The 18274-nt window shown below is 72.6% G+C and carries 12 protein-coding genes and 3 tRNA genes; 8 read left to right on the top strand and 7 right to left on the bottom strand.

Going from position 1 to position 18274, the window contains the following annotated elements:
* Positions 1 to 130: 130 nt before the first annotated feature.
* The gene (locus ACIQVI_RS09750) at positions 131 to 1387 is read right to left on the bottom strand and encodes an MFS transporter (RefSeq protein ID WP_403593323.1); all 1257 of its coding nucleotides are present in this window, start codon (positions 1385 to 1387) and stop codon (positions 131 to 133) included.
* The gene (locus ACIQVI_RS09745; protein ID WP_351973358.1) at positions 1384 to 1836 is read right to left on the bottom strand and encodes a GNAT family N-acetyltransferase; all 453 of its coding nucleotides are present in this window, start codon (positions 1834 to 1836) and stop codon (positions 1384 to 1386) included. The genes ACIQVI_RS09750 and ACIQVI_RS09745 overlap by 4 nt, the downstream gene beginning before the upstream one ends.
* A 594-nt stretch (positions 1837 to 2430) precedes the next feature.
* On the opposite strand from ACIQVI_RS09745, the gene ACIQVI_RS09740 reads away from it, so the two are divergent.
* On the top strand, positions 2431 to 2877 hold the full coding sequence (locus tag ACIQVI_RS09740) for an NUDIX domain-containing protein (protein WP_403593319.1): 447 nt from the start codon (positions 2431 to 2433) through the stop codon (positions 2875 to 2877).
* 106 nt (positions 2878 to 2983) lie between these two features.
* Complete coding sequence (locus ACIQVI_RS09735) at positions 2984 to 4552, top strand: prenyltransferase/squalene oxidase repeat-containing protein (protein WP_403593317.1); 1569 nt, start codon at positions 2984 to 2986, stop codon at positions 4550 to 4552.
* Here the strand turns inward: ACIQVI_RS09735 and ACIQVI_RS09730 are convergent.
* Positions 4549 to 5082 carry a MarR family winged helix-turn-helix transcriptional regulator gene (locus tag ACIQVI_RS09730; RefSeq protein WP_403593315.1) on the bottom strand — a complete coding sequence of 178 codons (534 nt, stop codon included), beginning with the start codon at positions 5080 to 5082 and terminating at the stop codon, positions 4549 to 4551. The genes ACIQVI_RS09735 and ACIQVI_RS09730 overlap by 4 nt on opposite strands.
* A 155-nt stretch (positions 5083 to 5237) precedes the next feature.
* On the opposite strand from ACIQVI_RS09730, the gene ACIQVI_RS09725 reads away from it, so the two are divergent.
* A complete protein-coding gene (locus ACIQVI_RS09725; RefSeq protein ID WP_403593312.1) occupies positions 5238 to 5654 on the top strand; it encodes an organic hydroperoxide resistance protein in 417 nt (138 codons plus the stop codon).
* Between the two features lie 233 nt (positions 5655 to 5887).
* Complete coding sequence (locus ACIQVI_RS09720) at positions 5888 to 7942, top strand: phosphocholine-specific phospholipase C (RefSeq protein WP_403593309.1); 2055 nt, start codon at positions 5888 to 5890, stop codon at positions 7940 to 7942.
* 886 nt (positions 7943 to 8828) lie between these two features.
* Here ACIQVI_RS09720 and ACIQVI_RS09715 read toward each other — a convergent pair.
* From ACIQVI_RS09715 to ACIQVI_RS09705, 3 genes are all read right to left on the bottom strand, one after another.
* Positions 8829 to 8905 (bottom strand) — tRNA-Ile (locus ACIQVI_RS09715).
* 166 nt (positions 8906 to 9071) lie between these two features.
* Positions 9072 to 9144, bottom strand: a tRNA-Asn gene (locus ACIQVI_RS09710).
* A gap of 5 nt (positions 9145 to 9149) precedes the next feature.
* Positions 9150 to 9222: transfer RNA gene (locus ACIQVI_RS09705), tRNA-Asn, on the bottom strand.
* Positions 9223 to 9392: 170 nt separating this feature from the next.
* Between ACIQVI_RS09705 and ACIQVI_RS09700 the strand changes: the two genes are divergently transcribed.
* From ACIQVI_RS09700 to ACIQVI_RS09685, 4 genes are all read left to right on the top strand, one after another.
* The gene (locus ACIQVI_RS09700) at positions 9393 to 9704 is read left to right on the top strand and encodes a YtxH domain-containing protein (RefSeq protein WP_351970853.1); all 312 of its coding nucleotides are present in this window, start codon (positions 9393 to 9395) and stop codon (positions 9702 to 9704) included.
* Between the two features lie 27 nt (positions 9705 to 9731).
* Positions 9732 to 11171, top strand: coding sequence for an FGGY family carbohydrate kinase (locus ACIQVI_RS09695; protein WP_351970852.1), 1440 nt, complete (start codon positions 9732 to 9734; stop codon positions 11169 to 11171).
* A 147-nt stretch (positions 11172 to 11318) separates the two neighbouring features.
* Positions 11319 to 13052 (top strand): ABC transporter ATP-binding protein, encoded by a 1734-nt coding sequence (locus tag ACIQVI_RS09690; protein ID WP_351970851.1) that lies wholly within the window; start codon positions 11319 to 11321, stop codon positions 13050 to 13052.
* Entirely contained in the window at positions 13052 to 14980 is a 1929-nt protein-coding gene (locus ACIQVI_RS09685) for an ABC transporter ATP-binding protein (RefSeq protein WP_403593305.1), read from the top strand. Before ACIQVI_RS09690 ends, ACIQVI_RS09685 begins: the two co-directional genes overlap by 1 nt.
* Before the next feature lie 42 nt (positions 14981 to 15022).
* On the opposite strand, the gene fxsT is transcribed toward ACIQVI_RS09685, so the two are convergent.
* Positions 15023 to 18271 (bottom strand): FxSxx-COOH system tetratricopeptide repeat protein, encoded by a 3249-nt coding sequence (fxsT, locus tag ACIQVI_RS09680; protein ID WP_403593302.1) that lies wholly within the window; start codon positions 18269 to 18271, stop codon positions 15023 to 15025.
* Positions 18272 to 18274: the final 3 nt, after the last annotated feature.

Here is an 18274-nt window from a genome sequence, read left to right as displayed (position 1 = left end):
GCTCATCGCACGGGGGTTGACTCCTGTCGCTCCTGGCGGTTATGCGCCGTGGCGGCCAACCGCCAGGACAGCCGGGGTCGTTCGGGGAGATTGCTCGCGGAGCTCGCAGAACTCGCCGAACCCGCGCAACTCATGGCGCCGGGTCCAGGGCGTCGTAGCGGCGGAATCCGCGTCCGTACAGGGCGAGCAGGCCGACGGCGACGACGCAGGCGATCCCGCCGCCGGTGATCGCGACGGCCGGGGAGGTCAGGTCCGCGGCGGAGCCCGCGAGGAAGTCCCCGAGCCGGGGTCCGCCCGCGACGACCACGATGAAGACGCCCTGGAGCCGGCCGCGCATCTCGTCCGGGGCGGCGACCTGCATCATCGTGTTCCGGAAGATCATCGAGACGGTGTCGGAGTAGCCGGCGAGGGCGAGGAACAGCAGCCCGAGCCAGAGGTTCCGGGTCAGTCCGAAGACGGCGATGGCGGTGCCCCAGCAGGCGACGGCGATCAGGATCGCCTGCCCGTGGTGGCGGATCCGGCCCTGCCAGCCGGACAGGACGCCGCCGAGGAGCGCCCCGAACGCGGGCGCGGCGACGAGGAGTCCGGCGGTCTTCGCGTCCCCGCCGTACCAGAGCACGGCGACGGCCGGGAACAAGGCGCGGGGATGGGCGAGGATCATCGCGCAGAAGTCCGAGAAGAACGTCATGCGCAGGTTGGGCCGGGTGGCGAGGAAGCGCAGCCCGTCGAGGACCGAGGCCCGCTCGGTCCCCTTGCGGTCGGGGAGCATCGACGGCAGCCGCCACATCGCGTACAGGCTCGCGGTGAAGGCGACGGCGTCGACGAGGTAGGCGGTCTGATAGCCGGCGAGCCCGACGATCAGACCGCCGAGGCTGGGCCCGACGAGGGTGCCGAAGGTCATGACCATCGAGTTGAGCGCGTTGGCGGCGCGCAGCTGCTCGGGCGGCAGGAGCCGGGGGATCATCGCGCTGCGGGCGGGCGAGTTGAGCGCGGCGCACACGGCCTGGAGGGCGACGATCGCGTACAGGAACCAGACGCGGTGGAAACCGGCGAACGCGGCGCCCGCCAGGGCGACGGAGAGCACGGCGGAGCCGGTCGCGCTGGCGAGGCCGAGCTTGCGGCGGTCGACGGTGTCGGCGATCGCGCCGCCGTACAGGCCGAAGACGACGAGCGGGACGAGGGAGAAGAGCCCGACGAGCCCCACGGAGAAGGGCGAGCCGGTGATGTCGTACACCTGGAGGGAGATCGCGAGGGCGGTCATGCCCTGCCCGACCCAGGAGACGGTGCTCCCGAACCAGAGGCGGCGGTAGTGGACGGAGGTGCGCAGCGGGGTGAGGTCCGCGAAGAGCCGCCGGCGCTCCCCCTCGCGTGCGTCGGTGGCGGTCACGCGACGTCGTACCGCAGCTCGGGGCGCTCCCAGTGGATGCGGCCGGAGGGCGGGACGGCCCCGGTGCGGACGGCGCCGGTGCGCAGGTAGAACTCCTCGGCGGGCGGGTGCGCGACGACCTTGACGGAGTCGAGTCCGGCGGCCCTGGCCTGCCCGGTCATGTGCTCCATGAGCAGCCGCCCGATGCCGAGCCCCTGGGACCCGTCGGCGACGAACGCGAGGTCGAGCTCGGCCTCCTCGACGAGCAGCGCGTAGAACCCGAGCACCCTGCCGTCCCCGCCCCCGTCGGCGGCGACGAAGACGGGATGGTGCTCGATGTACGGGCCGCCGACCTGGTACCCCTCGACCATGACGGCGTAGTCGCCCCGGTAGGCCCGGGAGCCCCGGACGAGCCGGGTGAGCCGCCGGGAGTCGTCGGCGGTGGCACGCCGGATGGTGATGTCGGACATGGGGCGAGTATAGGGGCGAGGGTGGAGTGGGCTCCTTACAGTTTGATGAACGGAGGGACGAGGGGGCGGAAGCCCCGGACCCCGGGGCTCGAACGGGTGGCCGAGCAGAGGGTTCGGCAGCGGGTTCGAGAGGTGACCCGGGAGGGGTGCGGGAGGAGGGTGAAGATCGCCATCGGGTTTACGATGCGTCATCATGCAAGCACGACACGTCACCCTCGGCGCGCCTCCGGCCCCCCTTCGCGGGGGCGCCGCGCGGGCGTCCGGAGCATCCCTCCTCGGCCTCTCCCCCCGGGCGACACCCCTGCCCGGTGACGGGACGCCGGCCGCCGGGCCGGGGGTTACGCGTCTCCCCGGGCGGACGTGAGCGCGCAGGCCCCGGAGCCGTGCGCCCCCGGCGCGCGGACCTCCCCCGCACACCCCTCTCCGGCACCTTCCCCGCTCGAACGCGCCTCCTCCGCACGTCCCTCCTCCGCAGACCTCTCCCCCGCACGTCCCTCCTCCGCAGACCTCTCCCCCGCACGTCCCTCCTCCGCACGCCCTTCCTCCGCACGTCCCTCCGAGCGGGTCGACTACGTCGATCCCCGGGACCGGGTGGTGGCGCAGGGCGGGCGGTCCGGCGGGGCGCCGGACGGGCTCCTGAAGCGGTACGCGGCGACCGTCTGCGCCGACCGCGCCGGACGGGTCCTGCTCTACCGGCGCACCTCCTCGGCCCCGGTCTATCCGGACCACTACGACGTCCTGATCGGCGGCGCGGTCCGGACCGGCGAGGACTACCGGGCGGCCGCGCTCCGTGAACTCCGCGAGGAGCTGGGCTGGGCGGACGCGCCCGGCCTGACGGAGGCGTACCGGATCCGCGTGGACGATCCGCACGGCGCGGCCTTCCTGACCGTCCACCGCTGGACGGCGGACCGGCCGCCCCGGCCCGATCCGCGCGAGGTCGCCTGGTGCGGTTTCGTCGCGCCGCTGACGGTTGTGACGGGCGGCTACACCCCGCTGGTCCCGGCCGGCACGGAGGCCGTGCGGCGCCTCTTCCCCCTCTGAACGACTCCCTCCGCCCGAACGGCTCCCTCCGCGAACCCCTCTACGCCCCCTCCCCGGCCTCCCCACGGCCCCTCCCCCTACGGCCCCACCAAGGACACCCCTCACCATGACGTACTGCGCGCTGCCCTTACCCGGCGTCTCCCTCGCCGTCCCCCCGCCCGCCCGGCCGGCTTCCGGCACGGACCGGATCGACCGGGCCCGGGCCCGGCTCGCCGCCCGGCTCACGGCCGCCGCCGGGCCCGACGGCCTGCTGCGGGCGCCGTGCGACAGCCGGATGCTGGAGTCCGCCCTGGCCCTGCGGCTGCTGACGGTGACGGACGTGGACCCGGACGCGCGGGAGCGGCTCACCCGGCGCCTGAAGACAGGCCTGGACGAGGGCGCCCCCGACCCCGTCCAGGAGGCGGCGGCCCGCGCGGCCCTCGGCGAGTACGCGGACGGGCGGGGCGCGCTGGCCCGGCTGCTCGGCGGCTTCGACCACTTCACCGCCGGGCGCAAGCACCTGATGTTCCGGACGGTCCTGGCGGAACTGGGCGCCGACGCGTTCCCCGAACTCCCCGACCCCGGCTCCGCCTTCGAGGCGCGCGGCCAGCAGCGCTGGCTGATCACGGAGATGGCCGCCCTGAAGGTCCTGCACGCCTTCGGCACGCGTGCGCCCGGCCGCGTCACCGAGGACGACTGGCGGGTCCTGGAGCCCTGCGCACTCCCCGGCCCGCCCCCGTACGGCAATCATCTCGCCCGGATCCTCGCGCTGCTGGCGCTGCGGCTGCGGCCCCGGTACGCGGCGGCCGTCCGGGCGCGGGCGCGGGAGCTGCGGGACGTGCTGCGCGGGGACGGCGGGCTGCCGTTCCTCACGGGCATGGACGTGTTCGCGACGGCGACGGGCGGCCTCGCCCTGACCGGCGCGGGGGCGCCCGCGTCCACCCTGCGGGCGCTCGCGACGGCCCTGACGGGACATCAGAATCCGGACGGGGGATGGGGTTTCGACCGGGGGGTCGGGCAGAGCGACGTGGACGACACGGCGTACTGCGTGGAGTTCCTGCGGGCGGTGGCCCCGGAGCGGTGCGGGGCCGGGGTGGCGGCCGGCGAGCGGTACCTGCTCGCCCGGCAGGGCGCGGACGGCGGCTTCCCGACGTTCGAGCGGGGGACGGTTTCGGAGGTGGCGATAACGGCGGCGGCGGTGAACGCGCTGGCGCCCGAGCCCGCGCACCGCGCGGCGGTCGCGGCCGCCGTCCGGTTCGTCACGGCCCGGCAGGAGGCGGCGGGCCCGTTCGAGCGCAGCTGGAGCCTCAACGAGAGCAACGCCCTGTTCCGCACGGTCCTCGCCCACGACTCCTTCCTGGCGGCGGCGCCCGGGGCCGCGCGGGCCCGGGCGCGGGCGGTGGCCCGGCTGCTCGCCACCCAGAACCCGGACGGCGGCTGGGGGCACGTGCCGGCGGACCCGAGCGATCCGATCAGTACGGCGTACGCGCTGATCGCCGTGGCGCGCACGCCGGGCGCGCGGGCCGCGACCGTACGGGCGGTGCGGCACCTGCTCGCGCGGCAACGGCCGGACGGCGGCTTCACGTCGCGCCCGGACCAGGCGGGCCCCCGGCCGCTCGCGTACCACGTCCCGCTCCTGACGGACGTCTGCGTCCTGCTGGGCCTGAACCACGCGCGCGCGGGGCTGGCCTCCTAGCGACAGCCCGAAAGGTCCTCGGGGTCGACGGCGTCGAGCCGGACGGCCAGCGCGTGGAGGCGTTCGCGCAGGTCACCGATCTCCGCGAGGTCCAGGCCGGTGGCGGCGGCGATCCGGCGCGGCACGCCGAGGGCCTTCTCGCGCAGTGCCGTCCCCGCCCCCGTGAGGCGCACGGTGACGGACCGCTCGTCCTCGGGGCTGCGCCGCCGCTCGACGTATCCGGCCGCCTCCAGCCGCTTGAGCAGCGGCGACAGGGTGCCGGAGTCGAGGCGCACCCGCTCCCCGATGCCCTTCACGGACAGCTCGCGGTGCTCCCAGAGCACGAGCATCACGAGGTACTGGGGGTAGGTGAGCCCGAGTTCCTTGAGGGCCTCGCGGTAGACGCCGTTGAAGGCGCGGGTCGCCGCGTGCAGCGAGAAGCAGATCTGCCGGTCGAGGCGGAGGAAGTCCCCGTCGGGGAGACCGGCGAGGTCGCCGGGAGGACCGTCGGGGCCGTCGGGGCCGTCGGGCAGGGTGTCGGGCGTCTCCATGCCCCCAGGATACGCGAGGACGCATCACACCCGATTGAGTTGCGCACAACTAAATAGCGCGCTACAAATGAAGGGCCACCGCATCCCAGGGCGGCACCAGGCACCCCCGGACAGCACCGGCACCCCGGAACAGCACCAGGACGGAAGAGGAACCCATGGACGCGATCTACACCGCCGTCGCCACCGCCAGCGGCCGCGAGGGCCGCGCCGTCAGCTCCGACGGCCACATCGACCTCCCCCTCGCCCACCCGCAGGCCCTCGGCGGCAACGGACAGGGCACCAACCCCGAGCAGCTCTTCGCCGCCGGCTACGCGGCCTGCTTCGCCAGCGCGATGGGCGTGGTCGCCCGCCAGGAGAAGATCGACATCTCGGACGCCTCCGTCACCGCCGAGGTCTCCATCGGCAAGGACCCCGCCGACGGCGGCTTCGGCCTCGCGGTCGTCATGCGCGCCGAGTTCCCCGACCACCTCCAGGGCGAGGCGGGCCTGGCCCTCCTGAAGAAGACCCACGCCTTCTGCCCGTACTCCAAGGCCACCCGCGGCAACATCGAGGTCGAGCTGGTCGTCGAGTGACCGGCCGCCCCCTCCCGTAGGAGCCGTACGAAGGTCCCGGTGCCGCCCGCGCGCACCGGGACCTTCGCACGAACGGCACGGGGGGTTCGTCCGCCGTACGGCGGGCAGCCATGGGACGGCCGCCGGGCGGTGGCCCGCGGGCGCTGTCCTTGGGGCGCCCGCCGGGCAGGAGCCCGGCCGCCGCACGCACGCCCCCACCCGTGCCCGCCCCCACCCCGGAGGAGAACTCCCCCATGGCCGACCTCGACCGCCGCCGGTTCCTTCAGCTGACCGGCGGCGCCGCCGCGTTCACACTGCTCTCGGAGAGCATCGCCCGCGCCGCCGCGATACCGGCGCAGGGCTCCACCGGCACCCTCCAGGACGTCGAGCACATCGTGGTCCTGATGCAGGAGAACCGTTCCTTCGACCACTACTTCGGCGCGATGAAGGGGGTGCGCGGCTTCGGCGACCCCCGGCCGGTGACCCTGCCCAGCGGCAAGTCCGTCTGGAACCAGTCCGACGGCTCCAAGGTGACCCTGCCGTTCCGGCCGGAGAGCGCCCGCCTCGGCATGGAGTTCCTCCAGGGCCTCAACCACGACTGGGCGGGCGGCCAGAAGGCCTTCGCGCAGGGCCGGTACGACCAGTGGATCCCGGCCAAGACCAAGGCCACGATGGCGTACCTGACCCGCGAGGACATCCCGTTCCACTACGCGCTCGCCGACGCGTTCACGATCTGCGACGCGTACCACTGCTCGGTCATCGGCTCCACCGACCCGAACCGCTACTACCTGTGGAGCGGTCACACCGGGAACGACGGCACGGGCGGCGGCCCGGTCCTCAACAACGCGGAGGCCGGGTACGGCTGGAAGACGTACCCGGAGCGCCTGGAGGCGGCCGGGGTCTCCTGGCGGATCTACCAGGACGTCGGCGACGGCCTGGACGCGGCGGGGCACTGGGGCTGGATCAACGACGCGTACCGGGGGAACTACGGCGACAACTCCCTGCTCTACTTCAACAGCTACCGGAACGCCCAGCCCGGCAACCCGCTGTACGACAAGGCCCGCACCGGCACGAACGCCAAGAACGGCGAGGGACTCTTCGACCGGCTGCGCGCCGACGTCCAGGGCGGACGGCTGCCCAAGGTCTCCTGGATCGCGGCCCCCGAGGCCTTCTCGGAGCACTCCAACTGGCCCGCCAACTACGGCGCCTGGTACATCGCGCAGGTCCTGGACGCGCTGACCTCGAACCCGGACGTGTGGGCCCGTACGGCCCTGTTCATCACGTACGACGAGAACGACGGCTTCTTCGACCACGTGGTCCCGCCGTACGTCCCGGCGTCGGCGGCGCAGGGCCTCTCCACGGTCGCGACCGCCCTGGACCACTTCCCCGGCAAGTCCGGTTACGTCGCCGGGCCCTACGGACTCGGCCCGCGCGTCCCGATGATCGTCGTCTCGCCCTGGTCGAAGGGCGGCTACACCTGCTCCGAGACCTTCGACCACACCTCCGTCATCCGCTTCATGGAGGCGCGCTTCGGCGTCCGTGAACCGCAGATCTCCCCCTGGCGGCGGGCCGTCTGCGGCGATCTGACCTCGGCCTTCGACTTCACGCGCACGGACGCCCGGCCGGCCGCGCTGCCGCCGACCGGCGGCTACTACCCGCCGGACCGGAACCGCCACCCCGACTTCCCCGCCACCGCGCCCGCGACGGGCACCATGCCCCGCCAGGAGCGCGGCGCGAAGCCGACCCGCCCGCTGAAGTACGCGCCGTACGTGGACGGCGCCGCCGACACGACGGCCGGGACCTACCGCCTGACCTTCGGCGCGGGCCCCGGCGCGGGCGCGCAGTTCTACATCACCTCGGCCAACCGCACGGACGCGCCCTGGACGTACACGGCGGAGGCGGGCAAGTCGATCGCGGACACCTGGAACACCAGGTACTCCGGCGGCGTCACCGACCTGACGGTCCACGGCCCCAACGGCTTCCTGCGCCGCTTCCGCTCCCCCGGGAAGACGGCCGTCCCCGAGGTCGCCGCCCGCCACGACCGGGCCACGGGCCGCCTGGACCTGACCTTCACCAACCCGGGCGCGACCACGACGGTGACGGTCACCGACGCCTACGGGGCCGCCCCGAAGACCCTGACGGTCCCCCGGGGCGCCACGACCGCCCACACGGTCGTCCCGGCCGCCGGCCACCGCTGGTACGACGTCACGGTCACCTCGCCCGCCTCCCCCGACTACCTCCGCCGCCTGGCGGGCCACGTGGAGACGGGCGCCCCGGACGTCTCGGACCCGGGGATCCTGACGTACTGAGCCGCGTCCGCGCCGATGCCCGTTCCGGCGCCCGAGGGTGCCGAGACGGGTGTCGGTCCACAGCTCGTCGTCCCGGTGGGCGCAGGGGACGGCGGCCGCCCGAACGAAGGGGATTCAGCAGCACCGACGTGCCCCTTCGGAACCGTTCTCGACGCGCGGCCGACGCTGCACCACGAGAGACGCCGCGTCCACGTCGGGGGCAGCCTCCGCGACCAGCCGGCCCACGTGCCGGAACCCGGTCCACTCCCGCCGAAGTCCCTCTGCGGTCGAAGTCACGGGACTCGGTCTACGGATCCGGCCACAACACGGTCCGAACCGCCGCTGTCACCCCGCTGTCAGGTCCGGCCGGACGCGGAGGAGTGGGGGGCCATGGGCAGACCGCGGGGCGGAACCGTCCGCCGCCGATTCACGCTCCTGCACACGGGGGGGCGTTCCGCTGGAACCGAGCCGGTCTCCGCACCCGCCCGTCGCCCTCCCTGCCGCCGCGAAGGCCCCCGGAGACAAGCCGCCCGGCCCGTTCGCCACCGCCGGTGACCGTCTGCGAGCCTTCATCGGCTGCACCGGTGCCTCTTCCGAGGAACCCCGCGTGATCACCGGTGGCACCCGAACCGATCGCGGGATCGCCTCCGTCGCCGGCATCAGCGGCGCTCGTCTTCGAGAGCGCGGATATTCGATCCGGTGTGCGGCGTGTCACACCCAGGAACCGCGAGGCCGCCGTGGGATCATCTTCATGGCCTCAGCCTCACGCTTCACCGAAAACCCAGCCCAAGAGGGCCTCAACCCGGCGAGGCCGACCGGAGAAGCCCGTTTCGCCACACCGATGGGGGGCGATCGCCCCACGCAGAAGCACCCCAAGGGCGTTTCCGCAGGTCAGAACGTTTTTCTTTGGTGGGGCGGGTGGGACTCGAACCCACGGCCGACGGATTATGAGTCCGCTGCTCTAACCGGCTGAGCTACCGCCCCGTTCGGTGAGGCGCGTACATGTGTGCGCGCCGTCTGCCGCAGCATAGCCGCTCATACGATCTCCTGCTCCGGAAGATCGGCTCTGCTCGACCATGAAGACCGCACCGCGCCCCGCGCGGTTCCCCGGGACGCGAAAAAGGACCCCGAAGGGTCCTCTTCCGTTCCGCTCCCCCGGCTGGACTCGAACCAGCAACCCTCCGGTTAACAGCCGAATGCTCTGCCAATTGAGCTACAGGGGATCGCGCTCCCCCGACTGGACTCGAACCAGTAACCTGCCGGTTAACAGCCGGCTGCTCTGCCAATTGAGCTACAGGGGATTGCTGCGTTGCACCGAACGGATCCACCTCGGACCTTCCCGGGCGGCGCGCGTTCGCTGCGACACATACATTAGCGCAAGCAGGGGGGTGCTCCGCCAATCGGTATCGCCGTGGCACCGCCGTGGGCACCAGCGATGCATCAAGGAAGCTCTCCAGGGAAGGTGGTGGCCATGCGATACAAGCTGACGTTCGTCACAGGACTCGCCCTCGGTTACGTCATCGGCACGCGGGCCGGACGCGAGCAGTACGAGAAGTTGAAGAAGTCCGCCAAGGAGTTCAGCGAGAACCCGGCCGTGCGCAACGCCGCCGAGTCCGCCGCCCAGACCGGGCGGCAGGTCGCCGGGAAGGCCGCGCACGTCGTGGGCGACAAGGTGGGCGACCACCTGCCGCCCGCCGTGGCCGACAAGGTCCACGCGCTGCGCGAGCGCGGCCAGAGCAACGGGAAGGTCGACAACGAGGAGTGGGGCACCAGCAACACCTGAGGCCCCGCGTGCGGCAGAATCTCTGTCATGGGGATAGTCGCCGGACTGGACAGCTCTGCTGATTCCACACGCATCGTCGTCTGTGACACCGACACGGGTGCCGTACTGCGGCAGGGGTACGCCGCGCATCCCGGCGAGCCGAAGGCCGTGGACGTCGATCCGCAGACCTGGCTCCTCTCGCTGGGGGAGGCCGCCACCGGCGGACTCCTGGAGGGCGTGGAGGCCATCGGCGTCTCCGCGCAGCAGCACGGGCTCGTGCCGCTCGACGCGCAGGGCGGCCTCGTGCGGCCCGCGCTCGTGCGCAACGACAAGCGGGCGCAGGTCGCCGCCGCCGACCTCGTCGACGCGCTCGGCGGCCGGCACGCCTGGGCCGAGGCCGTCGGCAGCGTGCCCGCCGCCGGACAGCCGGTCGCCAAGCTGCGCTGGCTGGCCCGCACCGAGCCCGAGCACGCCCGGCGGACCGCCCTCGTCCTCCAGCCGCACGACTGGCTGGTCTGGCAGCTCCTCGGCCGCCCCGCGCGCCGCACCACCGACCGGGGCGCCGCCTCCGCCACCGGCTACTGGTCCGCCGGCACCGGCGCGTACCGCCCCGACCTGGTCGAGCTCGCGCTCGGGCACCGGGCCGCGCTCCCCGAGGTCCTCGGGCCCTCCGACGCCGCCGGCACCACCCCCGAGGGGCTGCTGATCTCCGCCGGCACCGGCGAGACCATGGCCGCCGCGCTCGGCCTCGGGCTCGGTCCCGGCGACGCGGTCGTCTCCCTCGGCGCCTCCGGCTCCGTGATGGCCGTCCACCACGAGGCCCTCGCCGACCCCGGCGGCATGATCACCTCCTTCGCCGACGCCACCGGGATGCACCTGCCGGTCGTCTCCACCTCCAACGCGGTGCGGGCGCTGCGCGGCACCGCCGAGATGCTGGGCCTCGACTCGCTCGACGAGCTCTCCGCGCTCGCCCTGAAGTCGACCCCGGGCGCCTCCGGGCTCGTCCTGCTGCCCTACCTGGAGGGCGAGCGGACCCCGAACCTGCCGCACGCGGCGGGCACCCTCAGCGGGCTGCGGCGCGAGTCGATGAAGCCCGAACACCTCGCGCGGGCGGCCTTCGAGGGGATGCTCTGCGCGCTCACCGACGCCCTGGACGTGCTGCGCGGGCGGGGCGTGGAGGTGCGGCGGGTCTTCCTGCTCGGCGCCGCCGCCGCGCTGCACGCGGTACAGGCGCTCGCGCCGGCCCTCCTCGGCGCGCAGGTCCTCGTCCCCCAGCCGGCCGACTACGCGGCGCTCGGCGCGGCCCGGCAGGCCGCCTGGGCCCTCGGGGTCGCGCGGGGCACCCTGTCGCCCGCCGCTCCCCCGGCCTGGCAGGGCGCCGCCACGCAGGTCCTGGAGCCGGGGGACGAGCTGGCGGCCGGGCAGGCCGTGCGGCAGCAGTACACGGCGACGCGGGAGCAGATCCACCCGGGCGCGTTCGGCGGCTGACCGCCGCCGTTCCGGGGCGGTGCACGGGGGGGGCCGCGGGGCCGCCGTTCGGGGGGCCGCGGGGTCGTTCGTAAAGACTTCCCCAGGCTTTCCACCGCCCCGGAAACCGGTCGTAACGGTCCCGGGCCGGGGGCGATAGTAAGTCCCGTGCTCATAAGACTTCTCCGGACCCACCTGCGCCCTTACCGAAAACCCATCGCGCTGCTCGTGCTGCTCCAGTTCCTGCAGACCTGCGCGAGTCTCTACCTGCCGACCCTGAACGCCGACATCATCGACAACGGTGTCGTGCACGGGGACACCGGCTACATCCTCCGGTTCGGCGCCCTGATGGTCGGCGTCTCCGTCGTCCAGGTCGTCTGCAACGTCGGGGCCGTGTACTACGGCGCGCGGACCGCCTCCGCCCTCGGCCGGGACGTGCGCGGCGCCGTCTTCGACCGGGTGCAGTCCTTCTCCGCCCGGGAGCTGGGGCACTTCGGCGCGCCCTCCCTGATCACCCGTACGACCAACGACGTGCAGCAGATCCAGATGCTGGTCCTGATGGCGTTCACGCTGATGGTCTCCGCGCCCATCATGTGCGTCGGCGGCATCGTGATGGCGCTCGGCCAGGACGTGCCGCTGTCGGGCGTGCTGCTCGCGGTGGTGCCGGTGCTCGGCGTCTCCGTCTCGCTGATCGTGCGGCGGATGCGGCCGCTCTTCCGGACCATGCAGACGCGCCTCGACACGGTGAACCGGGTGCTGCGCGAGCAGATCACCGGCAACCGCGTCATCCGCGCCTTCGTGAAGGACGGGTACGAGGAGGAGCGCTTCCGGGGGGCCAACGCCGAGCTGACCGACGTGTCGCTGGCGACCGGCCGGCTGATGGCGCTGATGTTCCCGACGGTGATGACCGTGGTGAACGTGTCCAGCGTGGCCGTGGTCTGGTTCGGCGCGCGCCGCATCGACGGCGGCGACATGGAGATCGGCGCGCTGACCGCCTTCCTCGCCTATCTGATGCAGATCGTGATGGCCGTCATGATGGCCACCTTCATGTTCATGATGGTGCCGCGCGCCGAGGTGTGCGCCGAGCGCGTCGAGGAGGTCCTCTCGACCGACTCCAGCGTGGTGCCGCCGGCCGAGCCGGTGACGGCGCTCGACCGGCGCGGGCACCTGGAGGTCAGGGGCGCGGAGTTCCGCTACCCGGGCGCGGAGGAGCCGGTCCTCAAGGACGTCGGGCTCGTCGCCCGGCCCGGCGAGACCACCGCGATCATCGGCTCGACGGGCAGCGGCAAGTCCACCCTGCTCGGGCTCGTCCCCCGGCTCTTCGACGCGACCGGCGGCGAGGTCCTCGTGGACGGCGTGGACGTCCGCGCCCTCGACCCCGCCCTCATGGCGAGGACCGTCGGGCTCGTGCCCCAGAAGCCGTACCTCTTCTCGGGGACGGTGGCGACGAACCTGCGGTACGGGAAGCCCGACGCGACCGACGAGGAGCTGTGGCACGCCCTGGAGGTCGCCCAGGCCGCCGACTTCGTACGGAACCTGGAGAACGGCCTGAACGCGCCGATCTCGCAGGGCGGCACCAACGTCTCCGGCGGACAGCGGCAGCGGCTCGCCATCGCGCGGACGCTCGTGCAGCGGCCGGAGATCTACCTGTTCGACGACTCGTTCTCCGCGCTCGACTACGAGACGGACGCCCTGCTGCGGGCCGCGCTCGCCGAGGAGACGGCCGACTCGACCGTGGTGATCGTCGCCCAGCGGGTGTCGACCATCCGGGACGCCGACCGGATCGTCGTCCTCGACGAGGGCCGGGTCGTGGGCACCGGACGGCACCGGGAACTGATGGCGGACAACGAGACGTACCGGGAGATCGTGCTCTCCCAGCTGACCGAGGCGGAGGCAGCCTGATGGCCGGTCCTGGCGGACGGATGATGGCCGGTGGCGGCCCCGACCAGCGGTCGATGGACTTCAAGGGCTCGGGCAAGCGGCTGCTGAAGCAGCTCGCGCCGGAGCGCGGGGCGCTCTGGGTGATGCTGGTCGCCTGTGTGCTCTCGGTGGCGGCCTCCGTGATCGGGCCGAAGATCCTGGGCCGGGCGACGGACCTGATCTTCGCCGGGGTGGTCGGGCGGCAGACGGACCCGGGCGCCACGAAGGCGGAGACCCTGGCGGGGCTGCGCGCCGACGGGCAGGACGGCATGGCGGACATGCTGTCCGGGGTCGACTTCACCCCGGGGCAGGGGATCGACTTCTCCGCCGTGGGCCGGGTGCTGCTCCTGGTCCTCGCGGTGTACGTGGCGGCGGGCCTGCTGATGCTGGTGGCCACCCGGCTTTCGATCACGGTGATCAACCGGACGGTCTACCGGATGCGGGAGGACGTCCAGACGAAGCTGGCGCGGCTGCCGCTTTCGTACTTCGACAAGGCCAAGCGCGGCGAGGTGCTGTCCCGGGCGACCAACGACGTCGACAACGTCTCGCAGACGCTCCAGCAGTCGATGGGCCAGCTCATCAACTCGCTGCTCACGATCGTCGGCGTGCTCGCGATGATGTTCTGGATCTCGCCGCTGCTCGCCCTGGTGGCCCTGGTGACGGTGCCGGTGTCGGTGTTCGTGGCGGCGCGGATCGGCAAGCGCTCGCAGCCGCACTTCGTGCAGCAGTGGAAGTCCACGGGCACGCTGAACGCGCACGTCGAGGAGATGTACACCGGGCACGCCCTGGTGAAGGTCTTCGGGCGGCAGGAGGAGTCCGCGCAGGACTTCCGCGAGCAGAACGAGGCGCTGTACGAGGCCGGGTTCAAGGCGCAGTTCAACTCCGGCGTGATGCAGCCGGTGATGTTCTTCATCTCGAACATCAACTACGTCCTGGTGGCCGTGGTCGGCGGTCTGCGGGTGGCGAGCGGCACGCTCTCCATCGGTGACGTGCAGGCCTTCATCCAGTACTCGCGCCAGTTCTCGATGCCGCTGACGCAGGTGGCGTCGATGGCGAACCTGGTGCAGTCGGGCGTGGCCTCGGCCGAGCGGATCTTCGAGCTGCTCGACGCGGAGGAGCAGGAGCCGGACGCCCCGACGGGCGAGAAGCCCCTGGAGTCGCGGGGGCGGGTCGCCCTGGAGCACGTCTCCTTCCGCTACGAGGAGGACAAGCCGCTCATCGAGGACCTCTCCCTGACCGTCGAGCCGGGACAGACGGTCGCGATCGTCGGACCGACGGGCGCGGGCAAGACGACCCTGGTGAACCTGCTCATGCGGTTCTACGAGGTGACGGGCGGCCGGATCACCCTGGACGGGGTGGACGTGGCGAAGATGTCCCGCGAGCGGCTGCGGAGCGGGGTCGGGATGGTCCTCCAGGACACCTGGCTCTTCGGCGGGACGATCGCGGACAACATCGCGTACGGCGCGACGCGTCCGGTGACCCGGGAGGAGGTCGAGGAGGCGGCACGGGCCGCGCACGCCGACCGCTTCGTCCGGACCCTGCCCGACGGGTACGACACGGTCCTCGACGACGAGGGGGCGGGGGTGAGCGCGGGCGAGAAGCAGCTGATCACCATCGCGCGCGCCTTCCTCTCCGACCCGGTGATCCTCGTCCTCGACGAGGCCACCAGCTCGGTCGACACCCGCACCGAGGTCCTGATCCAGAAGGCGATGGCCCGCCTCGCCCACGGCCGCACCTCCTTCGTCATCGCCCACCGCCTCTCCACGATCCGCGACGCGGACGTGATCCTGGTGATGGAACACGGCTCGATCGTGGAACAGGGCACCCACGAGGAGCTCTTGGCATCGGGTGGCGCCTACTCCCGCCTGTATGCGGCGCAGTTCGCGCAGGCGGTGGTGGAGGTGGACTGAGGGGATGAGTGGGGCGGTGGCCCGTTCCGCACTCGGTGCGGGTCACCGGTCGTTCCGGGTCTCTCCAGCGGGGCCCGGGGCGTCCCCTCCGTCCGGCAGGCGTTTTCGCCAGTGGGTGAGGTGGCCACGGGTGATCGACACATTGGGGTGGTCGGAACCGAGCACACGCAACTGATCGGCGAGCAGTTCCTCGAAAGCGACGACCCCCGCAGGATCACCCGCCAGGCCAAGGGAATTCGCGAGATTGTTTCGAACGGCCAGCGTGTTGGGGTGGTTGGGACCGAAAACGCGCAGAAACTCACCGAGCAGTTCCTCGTAGGCGACGACCGCTCCAGCGGGGTCACCCGCCAGACCACGACAGTTCGCGAGGTTGCTGCGGGCGGTCAACGTGTTGGGGTGGTTGGGACCGAAAACGCGCAGAAACTCACCGAGCAGTTCCTCGTAGGCGACGACCGCTCCCGCAGGATCACCCGCTTCACCACGCCAGTTCGCGAGGTTCCCACGGACGACCAACGTGTCGGGATGATCGGGATCCAGCACACGCAACCGATCGACCAGCAACTCCTCGGAAACGGTGACCGCCCTGGCAAGATCACCCGATACGCCGCACCAATTCGCGAGGGCAGTACGGGTGATCAACGTGTTGGGGTGGTCTGGACCGAGCACACGCAACCGATCGACCAGCAACTCCTCGTAGGCCACGACCGCTCCCGCAGGATCACCCGCTTTACCACGCCAGTTCGCGAGGCTGCCACGGACGGTCAACGTGTCAGGATGGTCAGGACCGAGCACACGCAACCGATCGGCCAGCAGTTCCTCGGAAGCAACGACTGCTCCCTCGAGATCACCCGCCAGACCACGGCAGTTGGCGAGATTGCCACGAGTGATCAATGTGTCGCGATGATCGGGTCCCAGCACACGCAACTGGTCGACCAGCAACTCCGCGAAGGAGGCGGCCGCCCCAGCGGGATCACCCGCCTCACCACGCCAGTGCGCAAGGTTGTTACGGGTGGTCAATGTATGGGGGTGATCGGGTCCCAGCACACGCAACCGGTCGACCAACAACTCCGCGAGAGAGGCGGCCGCCCCAGCGGGATCACCTGTCTCACCGAGCCAGCTGGCACGATTACTACGGGTGGTCAACGTATCGGGGTGGTCGGGGCCGAACAGCTCGCGGGCCGCGCCCTCCAGATCGGCGAAGAAGCTCTGGGCAGCGGTGAACTGTCCGGTTCTGCCGAGGGTGTTGCCGGCCTGGAAGAGGACGGAGTGCAAAGAGTCGTCGGCCGCGTTCCGGGGGAGCGCATGTCCTCTCAGGACAGTGGTGTTGTCCCGGAGCGCCGGACCGAGCGGGTCTTCCGACCGAGGCCAGGCCTCCAAGAGCCCGTCGGCCGCCGCCCGGCTGATTCGTTGCCGGGTGTCCTCCGTGAGCGGCTCGCGGACGGCCCGTTGGAGGAGCTGGTGGACGCGGACCACCTCGTGGGGGCCGGTTCCATCGATGTCGGCGAGGTTCAGGCGGTGCAGGACACGCAGGGCCCTGGTGACGTCCCGGTCGTCCGGCGGCGCAGAGTCGGGCTCGTGCTCGTGCAGGAACTTCCGTACTGCGGCGGTCTTCAGGACCGGGGCCGGGATGCCGCTGGGGTCGAGCAGGGAGCAGAGGCGCAGGAGCGGGGTCGCCAGGGCGCGGGGGCGGAGGGTGTCCGCGTACTCGACGGACAGGGTCCAGGCGGCGGCGACCGTGTGGCGCTGGTCGTCCGGCAGGCCGTTGATGTCGGGGAGGACGTCTTCGAGGGTGTTGCGGCGGTCGGCGAGTTCGGTGCGGTACTCGGGGACGGTGAGCCGGTTCTCGATCATGTACGAGGCGGCCTGCGCCAGGGCGAGGGGGAGGTGGCCCAAGTCCTCGGCCAGGGCCTGGAGGTCTTCGGGCGGTGGCTCCTGTTCCCGCGAGGCCAGGCGGGTGGTCAGGTAGTGGACGGACTCCGCCTCCGTGAACAGGCCGACGACGACCTCGTGGCGGTCGTCGGTGAGGCCCGCGTCCCGGTTGCGGGTGGTCAGGAGGGTGCGGCCCGCCCGGGTCTCGGGGGGCCACCAGCCGCGCAGGGTCCCGGCGTCGGGGACGTCGTCGAGGACGATCAGCCAGGGCCTGGTGGTGGTCTGCAGCCAGGTGAGGAACGCGTGGGCGGCGGCCTCCTGGTCCTCGCGGGCCGTCTCGTGGAACGGCAGGACGTCCTTGATCGCCGCCGCGGCCTGGGCGTACGCGGCCACGACGGCCTGGGTCGTGGACGCCTGGACCCATACCAGGAGGTCCACGGACGCCACCGGTACGGACCAGGGGCGGTCGCCGCCGTCCGAAGTGGTGACCGGGGCCGGCCAGCCGGAGGCGGCGCGGACGGTGTGGGCGTAGTGGACGGCTAGCTGGGTCTTGCCGACCCCGCCGATGCCGGTGACCACCCCGGCGGCGTGCGGCGGGAGGACCGAGCGGACGACGGTGTCGCCGTCGGCGAGGGCCTGGGCCAGGCCGGTGACGGCGTCGCGGTGCTGGAAGGCGCGGGCGAGCGGCGGCAGGACGCCGACCTGGCGCGGCCAGTCCGGGGCGTCGCCCGACGCGGCGGTCACCGGGTCCGCCCGGTCGCCCGTGCCGGGGTGGCCGTGCCGGGTGATCAGGGCGGCGAAGCCCGATGAGGCCAGCGCGTGGTGGATCGGGACGGCGTGCAGGCGGCGCCAGTCCATCCGCCGGTCGTCCTCGACGGCGACGCCGACGAGCCGCCCGTGGCAGAACACCGCCGAGCCCGACGCGCCCGCCCACGGGCGTTCCCCGTCGCCCTCCGCCGGCCAGACGGGGCAGTCCAGAACCCAGCCGGGCTCGGCCGTGGAGACCGGCGGCAGTTCGCCGCGCAGGTACTCGAACCGGTCCCCGTCGTCCTCCGGGTCGGCGGCGAAGGCCGGGAAGCCCGCGCCCTCGAACGGCAGGGGCGTCCGGCCGTCCGGCCGCCCCCAGCGGACGGGGCCGCCGTCGGTGGTCACCGGCGCGTCCAGCCACAGCAGGGCGACGTCGAGCGCCGTGCCCGGTGGGACGCCGTGGCGGGGGTCGGGCCAGCACACCTGTGCCTCCCGGTGGACCGCTCCCGCTCCGTACCGCGGGTGCCCCACCCGTACGGAGGCGCGCGACGCCCAGCGGCCGTCGTGCAGCACCACGTGCAGGGCCGTGAGGACGAGTTGGGGGCCGATCAGGTACCCCGACCCCGAGCCGTCCGGACCGTCCGTCCGCACCAGGGCCAGTCGCCGCGGATCCACTCC

It is taken from the genome of Streptomyces sp. NPDC098101 (assembly GCF_044760185.1).
GTDB lineage: Bacteria > Actinomycetota > Actinomycetes > Streptomycetales > Streptomycetaceae > Streptomyces.
This window is presented reverse-complemented; position numbering and strand designations above follow the sequence as displayed.

Coding starts and splice junctions, on each gene's coding strand:
- ACIQVI_RS09745 (WP_351973358.1), bottom strand. CDS start 1,836: ATGTCCGACATCACCATCCGGCGTGCCACCGCCGACGACTCCCGGCGG.
- ACIQVI_RS09735 (WP_403593317.1), top strand. CDS start 2,984: ATGACGTACTGCGCGCTGCCCTTACCCGGCGTCTCCCTCGCCGTCCCC.
- ACIQVI_RS09730 (WP_403593315.1), bottom strand. CDS start 5,082: ATGGAGACGCCCGACACCCTGCCCGACGGCCCCGACGGCCCCGACGGT.
- ACIQVI_RS09725 (WP_403593312.1), top strand. CDS start 5,238: ATGGACGCGATCTACACCGCCGTCGCCACCGCCAGCGGCCGCGAGGGC.
- ACIQVI_RS09720 (WP_403593309.1), top strand. CDS start 5,888: ATGGCCGACCTCGACCGCCGCCGGTTCCTTCAGCTGACCGGCGGCGCC.
- ACIQVI_RS09700 (WP_351970853.1), top strand. CDS start 9,393: ATGCGATACAAGCTGACGTTCGTCACAGGACTCGCCCTCGGTTACGTC.
- ACIQVI_RS09695 (WP_351970852.1), top strand. CDS start 9,732: ATGGGGATAGTCGCCGGACTGGACAGCTCTGCTGATTCCACACGCATC.
- ACIQVI_RS09685 (WP_403593305.1), top strand. CDS start 13,052: ATGGCCGGTCCTGGCGGACGGATGATGGCCGGTGGCGGCCCCGACCAG.